This window comes from Aestuariispira insulae (genome assembly GCF_003385955.1).
GTDB classification, from domain to species: Bacteria; Pseudomonadota; Alphaproteobacteria; order UBA8366; family Aestuariispiraceae; genus Aestuariispira; species Aestuariispira insulae.
The window spans coordinates 1-22,020 of the sequence record NZ_QRDW01000023.1; the positions used below are offsets into that span (position 1 = coordinate 1).

A 22,020-nucleotide genomic window follows, 5' to 3' on the forward strand; every position below is an offset into this window, starting at 1 on the left:
TGACGCGGGATGGAGCAGCCCGGTAGCTCGTCAGGCTCATAACCTGAAGGTCGCAGGTTCAAATCCTGCTCCCGCAACCAAATAAAAACCCCCGCAAAAAAGCGGGGGTTTTCCTATTCGTATCCGATGATGGGCTCTCATATGTCCCGAAGGTAAAGCAGCGTCTCAAGTGCCTGACGGTTACATAATAGATCCGAAAGGCGGTATTGCCGCAAAACGGAGAAATAGGCCTCCAGCGCTTCGTGCAGTATCGGATTCAACTTGCAGGCCGGCATTAAGACGCAATGGTTCTGTTTCTCGTTGAAACATTCGACAAGATGGAAATCTTCCTCAACCCGCGAAATAAGTTCTCCGATATTGATATGTTCAGGGGCGCGCGCCAGCCGGATGCCGCCGCTTCGACCCCTTATGGTCTCGACATAGCCTTCCTGGCCTAGCCGGTGAACGACCTTCATCAGGTGATTGCGGGAAATGCCGTAGGCTTTGGATATATCATCAATTGTGGAAAGGCGCTCTCCTCGAGCGCCCGTGAAGATCAGGACACGCAGGCAATAGTCGGTAAAAACAGTGTGGCGCATGTTGGTATCCGTCATCAAGAAACGAACATGATTGTCCGAATCATCCGATGCCAGCATAAAGATCTATTTCTAATGCCTCAAATTCTCATCGACAGAAGGTGACAAATATTTGGGCTCAATTGGTTTTTGTGTAGAAGGCATCAAACAGCGCGTGGGTGATATCGCTTTCCAACGGAAAGGACAGCATACCCATCACTGAGTAACCCAGAAGCCAGGGCATCAGATAGAAGCGGATCATGAAGAAGAACCAGGCGACATAGAGCGGGATCATCGGTTCGATCAGAAAGCCCGGTGTGATTGGTTTGAATATGCGCAAGACCGGGTCAGTGCCTTTGACGAAGGCCTTCATGAAAAAAAAGGGTGAATCGACAGGCAGGAAGAAATTCATCGCGACCCGCCCGATCAGGGTCCACATGATGATTCCCATCAGATAGTCGGCGACAATTACCCAGATTGGAAAATCCGCGATGGCTTCATTCATCTCCCACACCCCTTGAATTGATCACGCAGTTCCTGCCGAGAAAGAAAGGGACGGATTTCTCCGTCCCCAGCAGGTTTTGTTACTTTTAACTTTATGGTCGTTAATGGGTCTCGGCAAGAATCGACTTGCCCGATGGATCGCGAACCTCGTCCACCATGGCCTGGATCTCCGGATCCGGTGCCGGTGTCATCAGGCTGACCACCACCATGGCAATCAAGCTGACCGGCATGCCGATGATCCCAAACCGCAGATGGTCGATCCCCATCCATGGCTCACCACCTGTGAACACGTAATAGAGGTAGATACTGCCGGCACCAAAACCAAAGATCATGCCGGCGACTGCACCGGGCGCGTTGGCCCTTTTCCACCAGACGCCAAGCACCAGCGGGAAGAAGAGACCCGAACAGGCAAAACAGAATGCCCAGGCCACCGCCCCGAGAATGCCAGTCAATTGCAGGCTGGCAATCAAGGCGGCGCCGATCCCGATGATGATCAGCAGAATACGGGCAACAATCAGTCGATGCTTGGTATCCGCCTTCGGATCGATCACTTTGTAGTAGAGATCGTGGCTGAGTGCGTTGGCAATTGCCAGCAGCAGACCGTCCGCCGTTGACATTGCCGCCGCCAGGCCCCCTGCGGCTACCAAGCCGGAGATGACATAGGGAAGGCCCGCAATCTCCGGTGTGGCCAGCACGACAATGTCTGCCCGCATGAAGAATTCGTTCAACTGAAGAATTCCGTCCCCGTTACTGTCGGTGAGGAACAGCATCTTCACATTTTCCCAATTCTGTACCCAGGCGAGATTCTTCACCTCTTCAAAGGACTTGCCGATGATCGAGGTGGCCAGTTCCGGATCCAGCAGCTGCAATTTCGTCAGCGTCGCCAAAGCCGGGGCGGTGAAGTACAGCAGGAAAATGAAGAAGAGCGAGAAAGCCACCGAACGGCGGGCATCCCGGACAGACGGTGTGGTGAAATAGCGCATCAGGATATGCGGCAGCGACGCTGTCCCCGCCATCATGCAGATCGCCAATGTGGCAAATTTCCAGCTGTCCATGCCACCCTGCGGATCGTTATGCGGTGTCATCAACACCCGCACCCCGCCAAAAGGCGCACTGTCGGTTGCTGCCATGCCAAGACCGACCAACGGTTCCAACTCCTGGATCCGGGCGACGGCATCCCCATAGGAGAAATGCGGTATGACGCCGAAACCTTGTTTGTTGGACATCCAGATCACGGGCACCAGATAGGCGATGATAAGCACGATATATTGCGCCACCTGTGTCCAGGTGACCGCCCGCATGCCGCCCAGCATCGAACAGAGCAGGATGCCGAGAAGTCCGAACCAGACCCCGAATTCAAACGGGATCTGCAACGCACGCGCGGCGATTGTGCCTGACGCGTTGATCTGAGCGGTCACATAGGTGAAGGAAGCGACCACCAGGATAACGACGGCGACGATCCTGGCCAGGTTTCCGCCATAACGGGTGCCGATGAAATCGGGTACCGTGTAACAGCCGAACTTGCGCAAATAGGGCGCCATCAAACTGTTGACCAGCACATAGCCGCCGGTCCAGCCGACCACAAAGCCTAGATAACCATAGCCGCCGAAATAGATTCCGCCGGCCAAAGCCACGAAAGACGCGCCCGACATCCAGTCGGCCGCAGTCGCCATACCGTTGTAGACAGCCGGGACCTCCCGCCCCGCCACATAATAGGCATCCACCTGCATGGTTCTGCTGAGCCAGCCGATCAGCGCATAAATGCAGATCGTAAAGGCGACAAACAGAATGCCGATGGTCGCGGCATCGACCCCCAACTGCTCCAATACCGCCATTAATAGGATGAATATGATGAACCCGCCCGTGTATACGCCATATACACGGCCGAGATTGTCGACAAATCTCCCCTTAATCATTCCAACTCTCCCCTATTCCCTGCCGCTTAAGCCGGCATCGTCATCGATTTTATCCTGCCGCCAGTTCTGAAAGAAAATGAGCAGGACGAACACGGCCAGAGATCCCTGAACGCAGAGATAATAGCCAAGTGGAAAACCGAGAAAGCTGAACTCATTGAGTGATTGAGCATGCCAGGGCAATACGAACGAGAATACTGCCCAGACTACTAGTACGAGGATGGTAAGGTTCCGGGTCCTCGCCCAGTGCCTTACCCTAACTTCCGAATTACTATTCCCAGACATTAAATTTCCCCTTGTATTATTATAGAGGATGCCCCCGCGAAAGATTGTTTCTTGGGGGCAGATATTGAAATGAGTGTGCATTATAATACAAAATGTAGTAATTTTGTATTGAATAATATTATAGGACATCCAAGCCCATCAGAGTAAACTATCAGTTTCACGGCGGGTGATGGCCGGATAACAGCAGGAGCCGGGGGTTTGCTGCAGGATCTGAAAGAGGCATGGGCCTGGTTTCCGGGCTTTGTAAACCAGCTGTTTTCGAAAGGCGGTCGTGGGCTGATCCATGATCATGAGGCGGTGACCGAATTCGTGTCCACAAGGGCGGCCTTCATTGCCCAGAAAACCCTTTATGGCTATGTGAAAACTCGGATGGGCACCAGCCATCCCAAGATGTTTTCCGATGACACCTATATCCGGTCGGTCAATATCGCAAAAATGCATGTCTTTGCTGCTTGTCTATCCGATCTTTCCCTGTTTACCGCCTGGCATTTGCTGCGGGGGAGGATGGTGACTGTGAAAGAGGCGGAGGCATTGGCCCTGGCCGCCTACCTGCGCGGGCTGGGCGAGAATGAGGCGGCCGGTGATCCGGAAGATCCGTTTGACAGTGAAGAGGCCGTCACCCTGTTCAAATCCCGCCTCAAATCCTTCGACTGGCATACGGAGCGGGAGGCGCCCGCCTTGTTCACCGCGAGTCCCGCCGCGCTTTTCAAATGGGCACCGATCGCGCCGGAACTGAAAAAGCGGGATCGCGTGATCGTGTATAATTCCATCCGCTTTGCCTGGCGTGAGATTAGGGGTGATTTTGTCAGACGCCTGAAATGGATGGACCGGGAAGACCAGGCCGCCGACTAATAATTTAGCGTAAGAGCGCGGCCGTTAGCCGGAGGGTAGTCACCATGAGTTTCAATCCTGTTGCCATAGGCATGTCCGGTTTACCACTGGGATCGGTTCCCATGGTCTCGCTTGACCTGGAAACCACCGGCCTGGATACAGCCAAGGATCGTGCCATCGAGCTGGCGGCGGTGCGGTTGCGGTTGGGCGAGATTGCGGACGCGACATTTGAGACATTTATTGATCCGGGTATCCCGATCCCTGAGAGATCAACCGCCATTCACGGTATCAGTGACCAGGATATCGTCGGGGCCGTGCCATTTTCCCAGATTATGCCGAATTTTGCCACATGGGCCGGAACCGATGTTGTGATCGGTTATTCCATCGGTTTTGATCTGGCGATCTTGAAAGGCGAGCATGATCGGGCGGGGCTGGCATGGTCGCCACCCCGGGCCCTGGATGTCCGCCAGTTGGTGGCCGTGGCGGCGCCCCGGTTGCCGGACCAGTCCATGGAGGTGGTGGCGGAATGGCTGGGGGTGGGGTTGGAGGATCGACATCGGGCGCTGGGCGATGCAAAAAGTGCCGCCCGGCTGCTGCTGGCCTTGCTGCCGGCCTTACGGGAAAAAGGAATCGCGACGCTCGGGCAGGCGGAACGCGCCTGCCGGGAGCTCGATTCCCGGGAAAATCTCTCGGCCGGTTCCGGTTGGCATGCGGTGGCGATCAATCCGGACCAGTTGCAAAAGCAGGTTTCCGAATATGCCCGGATCGACAGTTTTCCCTACCGGCATACAGTATCCGAGTTGATGAACAGCCCGCCGGAAACCCTGTCCGGCGAGGTGCCTCTGGAACAAGGCTTGAAGCGGATGATTGAAAAATCCGTAAGTTCCGTTTTTTTGTCGCCGGATGATAAGGGCTACGCGATCCTAACGGAACGCGATGTGATGCGCGCTGTGGCGGAACAGGCGGGGGCAGCCTTGAAAACACCGATCAGGGATTTCGCCCAAGGACCTTTGGTGACCATTGATCAGGATGAGTTCATCTATAAGGCGACGACTTTGATGGCGGACAGGGGCTTTCGCCATCTCGGTGTGGTCGATGGTCAGGGGATATTGGTCGGCGCGCTGAGCGCGCGTGACCTGTTAAAACAGCGAGCCGGGGATGCGCTGTCTCTGGGCAGCGCGATTGAAAACGCGGAAAGCGTTGCCGCGTTGGGTCGGGTCTGGTCGGAGCTGGTGACGGTCGTGCGCGGCCTGGTGCATGAGCATGTGGACCCCCGCGATATTGCGGCGATTATCTCACGTGAGCTAAGGGCGCTGACGAAAAGGGCCTGCGAGCTGGCGCTGATCGAGATGGCTGGGGAGGGGCTGGGCCAGCCGCCCTGCGATTATGCGGTTTTGGTGCTGGGTTCAGGCGGGCGGGGGGAAAGCCTTCTCGCCATGGATCAGGATAATGCCATCGTCTTTGCCGAAGGGGATCCGGGCGGTGCACAGGATCAATGGTTTGAAACCTTGGGCCGGAAAATGGCGGATATCCTGGATCATGTCGGTGTTTGCTATTGCAAGGGCGGTATTATGGCCAGTATGCCCGCCTGGCGTAAGGATATCGCTCATTGGCGTGAACAGCTTGACCAGTGGCTGGCTGACGCACGCCTGGAAGATATCATGAATATTGATGTGTTTTTTGATGCGAAACCGGTCCATGGCAATGAGCGCCTTGCCATGGACCTGATGTCTGAAGCCCAGGCCGCCGCTGCCGGCGAACGCCAGTTCCTGAAAACCATGGAGCGGGATGTCGCCGGCTTCTCTAGCGCGCTGAACTGGCGCGGGCGGCCCAAGTTAAAATCGGGCCGGGTGGATCTGAAGATGTATGGCATCATGCCTATCTTTCAGGTGGCCCGCCTGCTGGCGGTGCGCCATGGCATTATGGCTCATTCAACTCCGGCCAGATTGCTGCAGGCTAAACCATCTGTTCCGGGTTTTGAGGGGATGATTGAGAGTCTGATGAGCGCGCATAAGATCCTGCTGGGGGCGATTTTGAATCAGCAACTGCGTGATTTGCGTGCGGGGATCCCGTTGGCCAACAAAGTGGCGCCGGCGGAAATGGATGATCATGCCCGCCAGGAGCTGTACTGGGCGATGGGCCAGATTGAAAATGTCAAAAGCCTGGTCGGGGATGCGGCTTTTATGGGCTGAAGCGCTGAGAGGCGACTGCCATCACAGGCCATACATCTGGGGCAGCAGCCAGGAGAGGCTCAGCCATACGATAATCAGCATCGGGATGCCGACCCGCATAAAATCCGAGAAGCTGTAGCCGCCCGCATTCATCACAAGCAGGTTGGTTTTGTATGCCATCGGGGTAGCGTAACTCATATTCGCGCCAAAGAGCACGGCAAGCACATAGGGTTCCGCGGGCAGGCCCAGTTGATTGGCGATGCTGATGGCCACCGGTGTGCCGATCACGGCCGCCGCGTTATTGGAAACAATGTTGGTCAGGATGGCCATCACCAGCATCAACCCGCTCAAAGCTATAGCGGGCGGCGCGTCTGCGGCAACGGTGACAAACAGGCGTGCAAGATAGTCCGCGCCGCCGGTCTGCAGCAGGGCCTGTCCCAAGGCTAAGCTTGAGACCACGATCATGATCACAGGTGTGCTGAGTGCGCGCACCGCATCGCGCCAGCGCAAGCAGGCCGTGGCCAGCATCAGCATGACACCGGCGAGCGCACTGACCGCGATGGGGACGATGCCAAACGCCGGCAGGGCGACAATGCCGACCATGATGGCAAGTGCCATGGGCGCCCGGTGGCTGTGTGGCAGATCTTCGGTTGCGTCCAAGACCAGCAGTTCACCGCCAGATTTCAGCGTCGCTATTTTTTCCCGAGGCCCCTGGACCAATAACACATCCCCAAGGCGCAGGCGGATATCCTTGATATCTTCGCCCAGGGCGGTATTGCTCTGCCCGGCGCGATGCAGGGCCAGCGCGGTCAACTGATACAGCGTCGAAAAATGGCGCCGTGCCAGGGTTGTGCCCAGAAGAGGGGAGCCTTGCGTGACCACGATTTCTGCAATTTGCTGGTCTTCGGAAACAAGCGGGCTGTCGGCGGGAACCGGGGCATTGCGGGAATAGAGCTGTGCCCCAAGGATTTCTTCAAATTCCTTCAGGTTTTGCGGCGAATCCTGTACGCCCAGTTGATCGCCCGCGCGCAATGCCAGGTCCGGTAACGGTATAATGGTCAGCCCGGGTTCACGGCGAATCTCACGCACCTGCAGACGGCCATCGGTTTTCTCGATCACCTCCGCCAGTGACATGCCGACGGCCTTACTATCTTCCGGTATGCTCAAATGACCCGAAAACAGGCGCGGTGAGACATCTTCCATTGGTGCCTGGCGTTTGGGCAACATGCGTGGCGCGATGAGCCAGAGATAAAGGATGGCGATGCCGCCTGCCATGGCTGCCGGCAGGAAAAAATCAAACATGCTAAGCTTGCGCATACCCAGGTCGGCCGCGACACTAACCACCAGTAGGTTGGTGGATGTGCCGATGGTGGTGGCCATGCCGCCAACCACTGTGGCCAAGCCCACTGGCAGCAGAATGCCGGAAGACGATTTGCCGGTTCTGATGGAAACGCTGATCAGGATCGGCAGCAACAGAACGACAATCGGCACATTATTGACAAAGGCGCTGAGGATGGCGCTTATCAACAAAGTCAGCAGCAATGAAAGCAGGGGGCTGACCGACCAGGCCCTGGAGAGGGAGCGGCCCAGCGGTTCCAGAGCGCCGGTCCTGACAAGACCCTGACCGGCAATCATCAGGGCACAGACCGCGATTAGGGCTTCATGGCCGAATCCGTCAAAAAAATCGCCAGCATGAAGGATATGGCCCTCTGCCTGATAGGGAAATAACTCAAAGCCGACCAGCAGCAGACACAAGATCCCCAAGCTGCTGCTTTCCAGAGGGATCCGGTCCCGGCTGAACAGGAATAGAGCCACGACAATCAGGGCCAAAACGGCGATGCCATGGGTATCGGGCAGGGCTGGAAAATCCATGCGGCTTGCTTTCTCGGCGATTGTGACTGGTGGGCGAATTTGCGTATCTATAGTGCGGCGAGGGGCATGCCGGATCAACCCATTTTGCCACAAGGGTTTGTTATCATGGTGGAATAATCAGATCCGGCAGGAATAGCCAAACGCGGAAAGGCCTTCTTCCAGATAGTCGGAAAGCATGGTCATGCTCAGCAGGTAAATCGCTGTGTGGTCATTGTGTTTCTCCCGCGCCATGGAGAGAGCATCCGACCATTCATCCGCGGAATAGGTCTCCCGGCCGACCCAGGCCAGGGCCACAATCTCGCATTGCTGATCCCAATTGAGATCATCGAGAATGCTCTTTAATTCTTCGAAAGTCGCATCATCGGCATAGGCCTCAAGGATCTGGGCAAAGCCGTCATCTATGGCATTGGACCCGTAATCAGGCTCGATCACATTTTCCTGGGCGTCGAGCTCACGGGCTTTGCCGATGATCCAGCAGATCTCGTCGAGGTTGAATGTGGGGGCATTCTCGGACAATTATTCCTCCCTAATGGGAAAACGGCATGTCCCAGAATAGCATGCCCGGAAAGTTACCGGGAGGGGCTATCCACCACGATGAACGGGCTTTGCCCGGCAACGCTCTGGGAACAAACCTGGTTCCGGCCCAGCTTTTTGGCACGGTATAGCCTTGTATCCGCCAGGCTGATCAGCTTGTCGGGGGCGCCGGTAATCTCATTGCTGCAGGCTGCCCCAATCGATGTCGTGATCGGAATTTCCCGGTCTTGATGGACCAGTGGGCGGCTTTCAATGGAAGCCCGGATGCGTTCGGCAATCTGAACCGCCCCCTCCAGATCCACATCATGCAGTAACACCATGAATTCCTCGCCGCCAAACCGGCAAACCACATCCATATCACGGGATTCCGCGCCAATAAGGTCGGCCACATGGCGCAAGGCTTTGTCCCCGACCGGATGGCCATAGGAATCATTCAGCTTCTTGAAAAAATCCAGATCCAGTGCCAGCAAGGACATTCGGGAGGATCCCTGTCTTACCCGGGTCATACGTTTGTCAAACACGCCCAGGAAATAGCGTTTGTTAAACAGCTTGGTCAGCGAATCATGCACGGCGGCATTAAACAGGTCTTCCTGAAACTTTAACTCGGACGGATTAAGGAAAACCAGTTTGAATGTCATCACCGCGCCGACGCGGATCAAATCCTGGTCGCTGAGCCAGGCGCGTTGGACTCTCTCGCCATTGACATAGACGCCATTGCGTGAGCGCATGTCGATGACTTCGACCCCCTCTGCCGAGATATCAAACAAAGCATGGGTGCGGCTGACGTCGGGTTCGAGAATCTGTATTTGGCATTCGTCGGACCGGCCGGTCATGATCTGGCGATCTTCAAACATGAATACCCGGCCGGATTCATACCCTGTCAGAAACACCAGCCCGGGGCGGGCATCCGATTTCGATAAGAGATCGGCTTCACCTTCATCGATGTAGGTGGTGATGAAAGTGGTTTGATCGGTGCTGGATGTCATTGATTTTTGCATGACTGGGAAATGCCCATATTGACTGCCGGATGGAAAGGTTGCCCGCTACTGAATCAGGCTTGGCTATATTGCCCCAAAAAGAAATAAAAAAAAAGTTCACTATTTTTACGCATGTATATGTAGTATCCCCATTGTGAAGACAACCTAACCAAATAGGGGTTTATAATGAGTGGAAATTACGAACACGGCATCGCGATCAAATGGGGTGCTCAGGTATATTATGTGCCGAAAGAAACCTGGCAGCAGCAGGTTGTGCCGGATGATCTGAAATCCGATGTTGAACAGCTGATCAACGGCGGCACCATCCTGGCCTCCATCCCCCAGACCGGGGAAGGCATCGGTTCCGCTTGTTACCTGATTGACCTGAGCGCAATCAAATCCGACGAGTAAGCCATCTATGACGGTTTCCGTTGACGTTGAGGGCCCGAAAACCGGGCCCTCAACAAATTCAGTAACAGGTGATGTTTCCGTGCCGAAGGGCTGTTTGACCGGCACACATCGTGCGGTTGATCCGGCGGAGACATTAAGGAAAATCACTCCGCATCTGGCCCGGATGGGAATCACCCGTGTTGCCAATATTACCGGTCTTGACCGGGTCGGCATCCCTGTGGTGGCGGTCTACCGACCGAATGCACGATCGGTGGCGGTTTCTCAGGGCAAAGGGTTTGATTTGGTGGCGGCCCAGGTTTCTGGCCTGATGGAAGCGATCGAATCCTACCACGCTGAGCATGTGAAGCTGCCGTTGAGGCTTGCTTCCCATACGGAATTATGTGCAGACGCACCGGTATTGGATGTATCCCGGTTGCCGCGCCTGTCCGTGAGCGGGTTTCATGGCCAGAAACAGATGCTCTGGTGTGAGGCCGTTGATCTGATGGCTGACCATCCGATCTGGATACCATATGAAATGGTGCATACCAACTATACCAGGCCGCTTCCCACAGGCAGCGGCAATTTCCAGATGAGTTCCAACGGGCTGGCATCGGGCAATCACCGTCTGGAGGCGATCAGCCACGGCATTTGCGAAGTGGTGGAACGGGACGCAATGTCTTTATGGAATCTGGCGGGCGGCACCGGCAATCCGGTGGGCAGGGTGGATCCGGCATCGGTGATCGATCCGTTATGCCGCCATGTGCTGGATCATCTGCTGGCTGCGGAGATCTCGGTTGGCATTTGGGATGTGACATCGGATGTCGGTATCGCCTCTTTCGCCTGTGCCATTGTGGATACCAAACCCAATCATATTGGCCAGTTTTATTCGAGCCACGGCAGTGGCACACATCCCTGTGCCGAAATTGCCCTTTTGCGGGCCTTGACCGAGGCGGCGCAAACCCGCCTGACCTATATTGCGGGTGCGCGCGATGACGCCAACAGGGAATTGTTCGAAACAGCGCGCAACCCTGACCGGATCGCCGAGGTTCAGCGGCATCTGGATAATGTTGATCCGGCTGGCTTCAAGGCCTTTGGGGAAACAGGCAGCTACCTTTCGGAAAGCCTGGAAGAAGATCTCGCCTATGAGCTGGAGTGTTTGAAGTCGGTTGGGATAGAAGAAGTTGCCGCCGTTAGTCTGGGCGGTGAGGATCTTGGTATTTCCGTCATGCGGGTGATTATACCGGGGTTGGAGGGGTTGCATGATGCGCCTGGCTATATCCCAGGAGAACGGGCCAGGATCCGGATGGAGGATATGAGGCAATGACGGTTGCGGTTTTTCTGGGGCCCAGCCTGCCTGAAAACGAGGCGCGCTCCATTCTGGATGTGAATTATCTGCCGCCGGTCTCCCAGGGGGATGTTTACCGAGCGGTATCCGAAGGGGCCAAAGTGGTCGCCGTCATAGACGGCTATTTCGAGCGCATTCCGGCTGTCTGGCACAAAGAAATTCTCTGGGCCATGAAACAGGGCGTACATGTTTATGGCGCGTCCAGCATGGGGGCCTTAAGGGCAGCGGAACTGGCGCCATTCGGGATGAAAGGTGTCGGAGAGATATTCCACGCTTTTGCCGAAGGGCGGCTTTTTGACGATGATGAAGTCACCATCGCGCATGGCCCCAAGGAGCTGGGCTATCCGGCAACTTCGGACGCGATGGTGAATATTCGGGCGACCCTGGATCGTGCCGTGGATGCGGCGATTGTGACGCCAAAAATTCGAGATCTTTTGATCGAGCGCGCCAAAGGAACCTATTACCCGCTGCGCAATTACGAAGACTTGTTGGACTTCCTCGAAACCCATGACGCTGATGCGGCGGCAGCCCTGGCCTGTTGGCTGCCGGAGGGACGGATTGATGCCAAGAAGGCTGATGCCAAAGCCCTGCTGCAGGAAGTGCGCAATGCTTTGGAACAGGGGCTTTCCCCCTTTGAAGCGGGCTATCATTTCGAACATACTGATGCTTGGGAACAGGCTTCCAAAAAAGCCGGGCGGCAGATCGCGGCTGCTATTCCCGAAGAACTGCCGATGGATGTGATTCTTGAGGAATTGCGTTTGGATGGGGCGGCTTATGCCAAAACCATGGGAGTTGCCTTATCCAGGTCGCTGGCATTAAGGGAAGCGGAACGCCAGGGGGCGACCATTGACCGGGAACGGTTCCGGTCGGTTCTGAATAATTTCTTTGTCCAACGGGGGCGGAAAACCCCGGAAGCCATTGCCGAATGGATGCGCGAACAGGATGTCGATTCGACTAAGTTGACCGAACTGATCCAGCGCGAATTGAAAGTGGGGCTGGTGGAGACATTGTTCCGTGACGATATTATTGCGCAGATCCCTGACAGCCTGCGTGTGGGCGGGATCTATGGCGCGGTGGTGAGGCGCGCGATGGAAAAACGCCAATGGCTTCAGGTAAACGGATATGAAAATGTCCGGGTTGAAAGCTGTGGTGTGGATGAAGGAACGTTGCTCGGATGGCATTTTGGCGGCCGGCACCAGATGGATATTCCCGGCGACCTGGATGGCTATGCCCAATCCATCGGCCTGGGTAACAGGTTTGATTTCCTGCAGGCTCTGGCGCGGGATTATCTCTTTGAACATAGGTAAAGTAGGAATTGAAAAGGCCCCCAGCGGTTCACCGGCTGGAGGCCTTTTCATTGTGACATACCCGTCTTGGGATTAACCAAGAACCTGCTTGGCGAATTCATCGATGGAGCTGGGTCGGTGTCCCAGAATTTCGGCAGCATCCGAATTGTCGATCTCACAGCCTTCATCATGGCAGACCATCATTAGGGCGGCGAAAGATTTCTCCAGCGGGTCTTCACCCCCATGCATGCCTTCCAGGGCCTCCAGCGGCAAAATTTCCCGGTCGAAGCTTTTGCCGGCCTGTTTTTCAAACCGCTCGATCACTTCCAGCAAGGTCAGGGCTTCCGGTCCGCCAAGGCGGATCGTTCTATTATGGGCCTTTGCATTGTCCAGGCTGTTGACGACCGCATCCCGGACATCCAACAGCGAGACCCAGCTGATTCGGCCCTGGCCCTCTCCAAAAATGCGGACGGATCCCTCTGCCGTATCGAAACCCAAAGCCGGGCTAAGCCAAACTTCGCGGAAATGGGTTGGATGCAGGATCGTATAGGTCATGCCGCTTTGCTCGATGGCGTTTTCCACGGCTCGTTTTGCATCCTGCAGGGGGAATTCCCGGCCAGCCTGCGGGAAGGATACAAACAGAAAATGGTTCACCCCTGCTTTCTTGGCGGCTTCCACCAGGGCCATCTGGCCCAAACGGTCGACGGTTTCAATATCATCGCCTTCCGTGCGTGAAAGTGTGGAAGAAGCGGTGGTGATTACCGCGTCCACGCCGTCGCAGGCGGCATCCAGTGATGCGGGATCCTTCAGGTCGCCTATTACGATTTCTGCCCCGGCCTCCTTCAGCGCGGCCACTTTGTCAGAATCACTGCTTGTGCGGACCAGCGCACGGACTTTCCGGCCTTTTCCCAGCAGGTCCTGGCAGATGACATTACCGAGAATACCGGTTGCACCGACAATTAAGTCCATAACGAATTTCCTGTTCTGTTAAATATCCAAATTCCCACCTTGGAAGGAAGCTTAACGGGGGCAGGGGCAGAGCACAAATGCTTGATGGGAATTTTACAGATAATGCAGGTCTTCCGCCGCGCGCAGCGCCTGTTCAATCAGGTTCCGGATATCCTGTTGCTCACCGCGTCCATGGGCGGCAATCGTCTCAGCCAGGACCGAATTGATGCTGTCGGGCAGCTGCATCTGGGGCGGGTTATGGAGCAGATGGACAATTTCCATCAATTTGTCCGTTGAGGCCCAGCCAAGCGAGAGTCTTAATTCGGTGAAGGCCGCCGTCCATTGGAAAGGATGCGGGAAGGACAGGTCCCGCCAGGCCTGCCATGCCATCTGATTATTCTGGGTGATGCCGGGACCATCGCCTTTTTTCCAGGCAACCCAGCCCAATGAGGCATAAGCCACCCCAACATAATCCATCATTTTCTGCGGCTGCGCGATTTTGAGCAGTTCCCGGGCGCCAGCCTCGGTTTCGGCAATCCGGCCCTGACGCCGATAAAGGATGGTCAGGTAGGCGGCAGCGCGGGCATCACCGCTGACATCGCCGATTCTCTGGCAGGCCTGGCGTGCTTCAAACAGTTCGGCTTCCGCCCTCTCCAGCTTGTCGGCAAACAAAAGGGCGAAGCCATAGACGAAGTGGGCAAATGCGATCTCAACGGGGCCGTTGGATTCTTCTGCAGCGGCCAGCATCTGCCTTGCATAATCAAGCGTCTCATCCGGCACCTGGTAGCGATGCAGGCGGTGGTTCCGGTTCACCAGGGACATGAAATAGTGATATTTATGTTCCGGCAGCCCCACTGTTTCCACAAATGGCCGGACCTCATTCAGTTCAGCTTCGATATCACGCACCTGGGCCAGCCAATAGAATACCCAGATCCTGTCCAGCTTGATCTGAATCCATTCGTGACGCCATTCCAGGCTGTCATCGGGATTATCCTCCAGAACATCCTCAGCCTGGGAATAGGATTCAAGCGCCTGTTCGTGCTTGTGTTCCTTTTCCCAGGTCTTGCCGCTTTTCCGGGCCAAACGGGTTCGGGTGATGATTTCGTCACGGATTTCGTTATCGGCGGCGGCAAAGGCCATGCGGGATTTGGCATAATCTGCCTGCAGGGCATGCATATCTCCCAAAAGCTCGTAGAGGCCGAGGGCTTCCCTGCGCCAGCGCTCTTCATTCTCCAGGTTTCTGGCCCGGATGGCCCGAATTTCACGCAGCGCCGCCCGTGCAAGATTGGCGGCTTCACTGACCGCATGAATGCTGGCGGCATGATGGGCGGCTTTGCCAAGATGCGGGGCTGCCCGTTCCGGCTCCCCGGCCAAGGCCCAATGGCGTCCCAGCCGGGCGTGATCAATATCCGCATCAGGGGACTGGGCATTCTCGAAGGCGATGGCGATTTTGCCATGGAGCTGGGATTTCTCATCGTCGCGCAGATAGGATTCGGCGATCTCGCGGATTTTGTCGTGTAAAAAACGATAGCGGCCGTCTTCACTCTGTTCCAGGATCTGGCGCCGGATCAGTTCTTCCACCAGGTCGAGGATCTTATCCTCGGTGATCCATTCCACCTGCTGGATCAGGGACAGGTCAAAAACACGCCCGACCAGGGCGGCGGTATCCACCAGCCGTCTGGCCGCGCGGCTCAGTTTGCTCAATCGCAGCTCGATCAGCTGCTTGAGGGATTGCGGCAGGGGCAGCTTTTCAAAGACCGCGCTATCAAGGCTGCCATTCTCCGCGCAGGTCCAGCGTCCGTAGCTGTCACGCACCAATACCTTGGCGGCAACCGCACAGCGCAGATATTCAGCAATGAAGAATGGATTGCCGCTGCTGCGCTGGGCTAGGAATCGGATGAATTCACTTGGTGGCTGCTGGAGCGCCAGCATACCCGATGTCATCTGCTGAACTTCATCGACCGAAAGCTGGGTCAGCTCCAGGTTGGAGACAAGTGCGCCTCCGGTCAACTGATCGATCTCTTCCGTGCGTTCTTCCGAGCGGAAGGTGCAAAGCAACAAGATCGGCATGTTTTCCAGGGCGTTATCCAAAATGAAATTCACGAAACCCAGGGTCAGTTCGTCCGCCCATTGCAGGTCGTCGAGAATCAATAGGATGGGTTGAATGGCGGCAAAACCATTCAAGCAATCGCGCATGGCCCGAAAGATTCGGGTGCGGGCGGCATCCACAGGCAGTGGCGGTGGTGGCGGCAGGTCCCGAATGCCCGGAAGTTTGGCGATGGCCGGGAAATGGATGCCCAGCAATGCGGCATGTTCCCCCAAAATCTCGTCCTGTGCTTCCCGGCCATGCTCAATACAGTAATCGGCAACCATCTCAGTGAAAGACCTCAGCGGCTGCAGCGGCGCGCTGTGGACATGGTCATCCCTGTCGTCATCACCACGGCCACCGGGCAGACATTCCCCGGTGATGACGGTCATGGAACGGCGCAGTGCCAGCGAGGCGGTTTCCAGGGCAAAACGGGTTTTTCCAGCGCCGCTCTCTCCTGCGACCATGATGCAGCGTCCGCGCCCTTCCAAGGGATCGGTCAAACGATCACGGGTGGCGCGCATCAATTCCTTATGGCCGACAAAGGCGGACCGATAGATATAGGCCCTGACTTTGGGCAGCGGCAAATTCCAGGGCAGTGGGTTTGTGCCGACCGATTCCAGCACCATGGCCACATTTTCCGCATAGCCCATGCGTTCATCCGGGTCCTTGGCCAACAGATCCATGATCAGTTTGTTCAGGCCTTGTGGCACATCGGAAATAACGCTGGTCGGCGGAACAGGCGCGCGCCAGAGATGCCCCTTGGTGACCTGTTTTTCGGATCCGGTGAAGGGCGGGCTGCCGGTCACCAGGTTATAAAGGACACAGCCGATGGCATAGAGATCACAGCGCGCGTCCAGCATTTCGCCGCGAATCTGTTCCGGTGGCATATAGGCCGGCGAACCGGCGGCCCGGTGCATGGCGGTAATTTGCTCGCGCCCGATCGTGCCCCGGGCATCGGCGGCCAGGCCGAAATCCACCAGCACTGGCAGCCCGTCTTTGCGGATGAAGATATTGTCAGGCTTGAGATCGCGGTGGACAAGGCCCTCGCCATGCAGGAAAGACAGGGTTTCGCAGACCCGCTGGATCAGGGACAGCGATTCAATCAACTGGCCGGCGGCCGCCTTCGCCCCTACCGGGAAGGGGGTGTTCTGGCCATCGGTTGGATCATCCAGCAAATCATCCAGAAGTGGGTCCATCGTCAGGTTGACGGTGGATTCCGGCCCTTCATCGATGGAGAAATGTTGGCGTCTGGTTTTGCTGCGGCGCTTATGTTCGCCCCAGCGGGTATGGATCAGGTCCCGTAGGGTGGATCCTTCCAGCCATTCCATCGCATACCACGGCTGGCTGTTGGATTCACCGTAATCGAGGATCTTCACAATCCCGGGATGATCCAGACTGGCCAGCGCGTGGATTTCGCGACGGATCTGGCTGAGTTTGGAGGCTTCCTGCTTAAGCACGGTTTTGACCGCGGCCACCTGACCGGTGCGGGCATGGGAGGCGGAATAAATCACCCCCATGGCACCGCTGCCAAGAATACCCGTCAGATTATAGGGACCTATTACCGTCGCGTCTTGCATGGAAACCGGGAAATATTATGACTGTTTCAAATAGTTAATTGGCTCCCATACCTTCCATTGAGGGTTCGGATCAACCGCCGTGTTCAAAACATTTTTCACTGCTTCTTGCGCGGTGAGCCAGTTGATAGCCTCTTGTGCATCCGGCATGGAGGAGCCGGTCCGGAAAGTATGCCAGTAGCGGCGCAAGCGCCCGGTCTGCGAATAGGTGCCATGAACCATTTCCCAGCCGTATTTTGCCCGCATCGGGCTGTTCGGGTCTGAAGCGACATCCGTCATGCAGGCGCGATATTCTTGCAATAACTGGGCGTCTTGAATCACATCCATTTCAACGGTGAGATAGAATTTTGCACCATCAGCCGGGTCGAACTGGGAATCGGCACTTTGTGGGTTATAGACCAGGGCTTCATAGAAATCCTGGATTTCCTTTTCCACCATCAAATCCAGGGCAACATAGGTTTGGTCGTCGTCAAAATATTCCATGATATAAGGCACGGTATTGTAATCCCGGACCCGCCAAATATGGAGATAGCTCTTATATTTGTCGTCGGACTTGTCATTGCTGGGGTCGCGGTCGGCCTCGTGGGTGGCGGACATGAATAGTTCCCAGCCGGGCCAGGGCGTGTCTTCAAAGGTGGGCAGCAGCTGACGCATATACTGATTGAACATCTGTGTTTGATGATCGTTGTTCGGCAGATCGATATGGACCTGCAGATAGCGGACCGGTAACCCCATGATTCACCCTCTCTTCGTTAGGTTGTGGATTTGATTTTTTGATCAATCTTCAACCATTTCTTGTAACCCATTCTGATTGCAAGGGCAAAAGACAATCTTGGGAAAGTATGATGCGTCGCTTGGCAGCGATCCCACTGATCGATGATTTCTACCCGGCTGCCTCGGCATCTCCGGGAATGACCCTTAAAAGTTGAGGGTGTTGGTTTTTGTCTTCTATTGGCGGGAATGTCGGACGAGGGCCTTGAAAAGTGCTGTATGGGGCCTTTGCCAGAAGAGGAATTCCGGATGCCATTGGACGCCGAATAAAAACGGATGATCGGGGGATTCGATGGCCTGGATGATCCCGATCTCATCCCGGCCGACAGCGTTCAATCCCGGGGCCAGGCGGTCGATGGCCTGATGGTGGAGGCTATTGGCGGTGATCTTGTCACGGGCCATGATCTGGCCCAGCCGGCAGCCAGAGCTTAAATGCACATGTTTAAGCGGCAATGTCGTGCGGCGATATTTCTTCAACCCGAAGGCATCCTTGATCTCCTGATGCAGGCTGCCGCCCAGGAAGACATTGATCATCTGCGCCCCCCGGCAGACGCCAAGTACGGGAATGCCGCGCTCCAATGCGATGGCCAGGGCGGATTGCTCCAAATGGTCCCGTTTCGGATCAATCCGGATATCCAGGCTGACATCGCCCTGATAGAGCGCGGCCCCGATATCATCGCCGCCCCCGATCAGGAGCGCATCCGCGTCCCGGGTTGCTTCCGGCCCTGTATCAGGGGTCATTCTATGGGCTTTGCCACCTGCCAGATAGACAGACAGGCGGTTCAGCCACCACATCATCCGGCTGCCGCGATTGGAGGTGGTCACCGCAATCAGCGGGCGGGACTTATTGGAATTGTCCGTCATTGCATGATCCACTGCCGGGATTTCTCTGCCCAATCCCAGTCAAAGATGTCGTCCATTGAGGCGAGATAGGCAGCGGCCATGTCGCGGCGTTTCCGGTCATCCTCGGCCAGCCTTTCAATGGCCAGCCAGCGCTGCCATTCAATGCCGATCGACCAGCCCGGATCGCCCAATTGCGCATTGGGAAGCCGGTAGTGATAGGTCGGGCGTGGTTTGATGCGGGGATCGTCAACCCGGCTAAAGACCCGGTCCCGATCCAGCCAGGAAAAGAGCGGCAGCAAATCCAACTCGCGATTGCGGGTCGGATTGAAGGTAAGATAATCATCGATCAGTGTCGACAGGTCCGGCTGATAGTCAGGCGCACAGACCCGCCTGGCGTAATCCGTGGAAAAGGAATCCGCATAGGGCAACAGCCATCTTGTCGGATCGATCCGGATTTCAGCGCGCAGCCAGTCAGAGCAGAGCAGATAGGCCTGGATCATCGCGGTGAGATAGGCCGGGTCGCGGCTAGGAATGTCCGGGTTAAGCTGCATGCCGAAGGCATAGAAGATATTGTCATCGGTGCCGGCCGCTCCCGAATCACGCAGGGCCTCAACAATTTTGTCCATCTCCGGCAGATCGGAATAGGGAATGGGCGGGCTGACAATTTCACAGGGAACCACGGCCGCGCCGATATCCCCCATGATTTCCAGGAAGGCCCGGTCAAAGGAATCTGGGGGCGTGTCGCTTTCGCGGTGGAGGAAGCTCCAATCCAGCTTGCATTCGAAATCACCAAAGCGGGTCTCTTTGATGAAATGGCGGTGGGGCTGTTCTTCGATGAGTTCGCCGCCGAATAATTGCTGGATCAGTTGACTGGCCCGGCTGGAGGAAAGGGCCGCGAATTCCAACTCGACACCGATGTGCCGTTCCCGGCCATCGATATTTTTATCCCGCGATGGTATATGCATATCTGAATGTGGCTGATGATCAGGGATCTCAGTATTCCTCCTTTTCAAGATGGATATATGAATGCGCATCCGTGCCTGCAACAGTGGCACCCGGATTTTCAATTGTCCACCCGCGTCCCTTGACCCGCCGGGCCTGTTCCTGCAAAAGCCTTCACAGCTCAGCCCCGTATCCTTATAACAAGGGCACGGGAAACGGATTGTGGTCGGCCGTCCGGTGACGTTGATGGCCGATGCCAGACAAAGAATTGAAAGGTAGTTTAATGACGCCCACCGAAATCGCGCGCGTTGCGGAATATCTGCGCAAGACCTTTGGTAACAACAAAATCGAAATCGATGTGCCTGCCAAGAAGGGCTTTCCGGTTGAAGTGCGGGTTGGTGAGGAATTCATCGGCGTGCTGCATCGTGACGAGGATGAGGGCGAGGTATCCTATTCTGTCCAGATCATGATCCTGGAAGAAGACCTGCCGCCAGCCCCGCGCCGTTGATTGGGTCTTGCTGGACCTGTTGGATCTGAAACCCGTCCTCCCAACCGGAGGGCGGGTTTTTTTACGCCCAATCTGTCGGTTCATTCCCGATCCGCATGACATTATGCGGCGAAATTCATTGTCCCGCATGGGCTTTCGGCGCTAGCAAGGGATCAGGGAATTTGCGTTTGGGCTTTTGACTGTCCAGGCGATGATAGGGAGAGGCAGAGCATGCAGTCACAATCAGGTTCATTTCCGGCAGGACAGCCCCTTTGGTCGCGGACCGCTTCCGCCGGGGCGGTGCTGGGCCGGCTCCAGGGCGAGGTGGCAGCGGATGTGGCGATTATTGGCGGTGGGTTTACCGGTCTGTCTGCCGCCCTCCATCTGGCCGAAGCCGGACGGTCGGTTGTCCTGCTGGAGGCTGCGGATATCGGCCATGGGGGATCGGGGCGCAATGTGGGCCTGGTCAATGCCGGGCTTTGGCTGATGCCGGATCTGGTCGAGCAGAGGCTGGGCCCGGATGCTGGCAGGCGGTTGAATGAATTGCTGGCGGCGGCACCTGACCTGGTTTTTTCCCTGATTGAAAAACATGCCATTGAGTGCGAGGCCACCCGGTGCGGCACGCTGCATTTGGGGCTGGGGGCTAAGGGACAGCGTGAGTTGGAGGCCCGATGGTCCCAAATGAAACGACGCGGGGCGCCGGTCCATCTATTATCCGCTGCGGAAACCCGCGTCCGGACCGGCACAGGCCGTTATGGCGCGTCGATCCTGGATGAACGCGCGGGCACGATCCAGCCGCTGGGCTATGCCAGGGGGCTTGCCCATGCCGCCCGGCAGGCCGGTGCCGCTCTTTATAAGGAGAGCCCGGTAATAAGCCTGTCCCGCCAGCAGGGGCGGTGGCACCTCAAGACGGATCATGGAGCCGTGATTGCCGATAAGGTGATCCTGGCGACCAATGCCTATGGGGAACCTCTCGTTCCCGGTTTGCAACAAAGCTATTTGCCGGTCCACTTCTTTCAGGTGGCGTCCAAGCCCCTTGGGTCGGAATGGCGTGAACGGATCCTGCCTGGTGGCCAGGGCTGCTGGGACACCAGAAAGGTGATGGTCTCCTTCCGCCTGGATCAGCAAGGTCGTTTGATCCTGGGCAGCATCGGCGGTCTGTCCAGATTGGGCCGCGGTTCGGTGAAGGGCTGGGCGGATAAATTGGCATCCCACCTGTTTCCGGGCATCGGTCCTCTTGAATGGCAGGATATGTGGGATGGCAGGATCGCCATGACGGCGGATTCCCTGCCGCGGTTCTATCAGCCGGAAGTCGGGCTCTATTGTGCCATGGGCTATAATGGACGCGGCATTGGGCCGGGTACCGCCTTTGGCAGGGCGCTTGCCGGTCATATCACCGATGGCACAGATTTCCCCCTGCCGCTGTCCGAACCCGCGTCCGTACCCCTGCGCAGGTTCCGTGCGGGTACTATGGAGAGCGGCCTTCAGATGATTCAGCTTTTCCGGCGCCTCACCCTGTGAGTTATGCCTGTTATTCGGGGGGGCAAGACAGGGTCCTGACTCTTTTTTGAGTCCCGAAACGGCAGAAAAGCTGACCTTTTGGTATGGCGTGTCACTTTTTTGCAAAAAAGGTAAAAAAAGGGGTTGCGTGGTTTGGGTGAGGGGCCTATAAACCGCCCCACGCCAGACGGGGCGGCCCACTGA

19 protein-coding genes and 1 tRNA gene are annotated in these 22,020 nt (G+C 56.4%); 8 read left to right on the top strand and 12 right to left on the bottom strand.

Annotated features, from left to right (window positions below):
- The first annotated feature begins 3 nt into the window (after window positions 1-3).
- Window positions 4-80: transfer RNA gene (locus DFP90_RS22130), tRNA-Met, on the top strand.
- 57 nt (window positions 81-137) lie between these two features.
- Here DFP90_RS22130 and DFP90_RS22135 read toward each other — a convergent pair.
- The 4 genes from DFP90_RS22135 to DFP90_RS23440 form a co-directional block, all read right to left on the bottom strand.
- A complete protein-coding gene (locus DFP90_RS22135; RefSeq protein ID WP_281269711.1) occupies window positions 138-593 on the bottom strand; it encodes an RrF2 family transcriptional regulator in 456 nt (151 codons plus the stop codon).
- A 100-nt stretch (window positions 594-693) separates the two neighbouring features.
- A complete protein-coding gene (locus DFP90_RS22140) occupies window positions 694-1,059 on the bottom strand; it encodes a hypothetical protein (protein ID WP_115939649.1) in 366 nt (121 codons plus the stop codon).
- Window positions 1,060-1,159: 100 nt separating this feature from the next.
- Window positions 1,160-2,974: a sodium:solute symporter family protein gene (locus DFP90_RS22145; RefSeq protein WP_115939651.1), complete on the bottom strand. Its 1,815-nt coding sequence runs from the start codon at window positions 2,972-2,974 to the stop codon at window positions 1,160-1,162.
- A 12-nt stretch (window positions 2,975-2,986) separates the two neighbouring features.
- The gene (locus tag DFP90_RS23440; protein WP_425452190.1) at window positions 2,987-3,385 is read right to left on the bottom strand and encodes a DUF4212 domain-containing protein; all 399 of its coding nucleotides are present in this window, start codon (window positions 3,383-3,385) and stop codon (window positions 2,987-2,989) included.
- A 69-nt stretch (window positions 3,386-3,454) separates the two neighbouring features.
- Here DFP90_RS23440 and DFP90_RS22155 point away from each other — a divergent pair, with 69 nt between their 5' ends.
- Window positions 3,455-4,108, top strand: coding sequence for a hypothetical protein (locus DFP90_RS22155; RefSeq protein ID WP_115939653.1), 654 nt, complete (start codon window positions 3,455-3,457; stop codon window positions 4,106-4,108).
- 44 nt (window positions 4,109-4,152) lie between these two features.
- Entirely contained in the window at window positions 4,153-6,279 is a 2,127-nt protein-coding gene (locus DFP90_RS22160; protein ID WP_115939654.1) for a DUF294 nucleotidyltransferase-like domain-containing protein, read from the top strand.
- Window positions 6,280-6,300: 21 nt separating this feature from the next.
- On the opposite strand, the gene DFP90_RS22165 is transcribed toward DFP90_RS22160, so the two are convergent.
- The 3 genes from DFP90_RS22165 to DFP90_RS22175 all read right to left on the bottom strand — a co-directional run bounded on the left by DFP90_RS22165 (window position 6,301) and on the right by DFP90_RS22175 (window position 9,650).
- A complete protein-coding gene (locus DFP90_RS22165; RefSeq protein WP_115939655.1) occupies window positions 6,301-8,130 on the bottom strand; it encodes an SLC13 family permease in 1,830 nt (609 codons plus the stop codon).
- Window positions 8,131-8,247: 117 nt separating this feature from the next.
- Window positions 8,248-8,646: a DUF3775 domain-containing protein gene (locus tag DFP90_RS22170; protein WP_115939656.1), complete on the bottom strand. Its 399-nt coding sequence runs from the start codon at window positions 8,644-8,646 to the stop codon at window positions 8,248-8,250.
- Between the two features lie 53 nt (window positions 8,647-8,699).
- Complete coding sequence (locus DFP90_RS22175; RefSeq protein WP_181905520.1) at window positions 8,700-9,650, bottom strand: GGDEF domain-containing protein; 951 nt, start codon at window positions 9,648-9,650, stop codon at window positions 8,700-8,702.
- A 177-nt stretch (window positions 9,651-9,827) separates the two neighbouring features.
- Here DFP90_RS22175 and DFP90_RS22180 point away from each other — a divergent pair, with 177 nt between their 5' ends.
- The 3 genes from DFP90_RS22180 to DFP90_RS22190 are packed head-to-tail and all read left to right on the top strand — an operon-like array spanning window position 9,828 to window position 12,683.
- On the top strand, window positions 9,828-10,052 hold the full coding sequence (locus DFP90_RS22180; protein WP_115939658.1) for a hypothetical protein: 225 nt from the start codon (window positions 9,828-9,830) through the stop codon (window positions 10,050-10,052).
- A gap of 7 nt (window positions 10,053-10,059) precedes the next feature.
- Window positions 10,060-11,355, top strand: a complete 1,296-nt coding sequence (locus DFP90_RS22185) for a YcaO-like family protein (protein WP_115939659.1) — start codon at window positions 10,060-10,062, stop codon at window positions 11,353-11,355.
- Window positions 11,352-12,683 carry a TfuA-like protein gene (locus DFP90_RS22190; RefSeq protein WP_115939660.1) on the top strand — a complete coding sequence of 444 codons (1,332 nt, stop codon included), beginning with the start codon at window positions 11,352-11,354 and terminating at the stop codon, window positions 12,681-12,683. The genes DFP90_RS22185 and DFP90_RS22190 overlap by 4 nt, the downstream gene beginning before the upstream one ends.
- A gap of 72 nt (window positions 12,684-12,755) precedes the next feature.
- On the opposite strand, the gene DFP90_RS22195 is transcribed toward DFP90_RS22190, so the two are convergent.
- The 5 genes from DFP90_RS22195 to DFP90_RS22215 form a co-directional block, all read right to left on the bottom strand.
- Window positions 12,756-13,631, bottom strand: coding sequence for an SDR family oxidoreductase (locus DFP90_RS22195; protein WP_115939661.1), 876 nt, complete (start codon window positions 13,629-13,631; stop codon window positions 12,756-12,758).
- Window positions 13,632-13,724: 93 nt separating this feature from the next.
- Window positions 13,725-17,276 (bottom strand): protein kinase domain-containing protein, encoded by a 3,552-nt coding sequence (locus DFP90_RS22200; RefSeq protein WP_115939662.1) that lies wholly within the window; start codon window positions 17,274-17,276, stop codon window positions 13,725-13,727.
- 15 nt (window positions 17,277-17,291) lie between these two features.
- On the bottom strand, window positions 17,292-18,008 hold the full coding sequence (locus DFP90_RS22205; protein WP_115939663.1) for a hypothetical protein: 717 nt from the start codon (window positions 18,006-18,008) through the stop codon (window positions 17,292-17,294).
- A gap of 213 nt (window positions 18,009-18,221) precedes the next feature.
- A complete protein-coding gene (locus DFP90_RS22210; protein ID WP_115939664.1) occupies window positions 18,222-18,908 on the bottom strand; it encodes a gamma-glutamyl-gamma-aminobutyrate hydrolase family protein in 687 nt (228 codons plus the stop codon).
- Entirely contained in the window at window positions 18,905-19,852 is a 948-nt protein-coding gene (locus tag DFP90_RS22215; RefSeq protein WP_181905521.1) for an amidoligase family protein, read from the bottom strand. The genes DFP90_RS22210 and DFP90_RS22215 overlap by 4 nt, the downstream gene beginning before the upstream one ends.
- A gap of 260 nt (window positions 19,853-20,112) precedes the next feature.
- On the opposite strand from DFP90_RS22215, the gene DFP90_RS22220 reads away from it, so the two are divergent.
- Both DFP90_RS22220 and DFP90_RS22225 read left to right on the top strand, forming a co-directional pair.
- A complete protein-coding gene (locus tag DFP90_RS22220; RefSeq protein WP_115939668.1) occupies window positions 20,113-20,337 on the top strand; it encodes a DUF3126 family protein in 225 nt (74 codons plus the stop codon).
- 210 nt (window positions 20,338-20,547) lie between these two features.
- Window positions 20,548-21,837 (top strand): NAD(P)/FAD-dependent oxidoreductase, encoded by a 1,290-nt coding sequence (locus tag DFP90_RS22225; protein ID WP_115939666.1) that lies wholly within the window; start codon window positions 20,548-20,550, stop codon window positions 21,835-21,837.
- The last annotated feature ends 183 nt before the right edge of the window (window positions 21,838-22,020 follow it).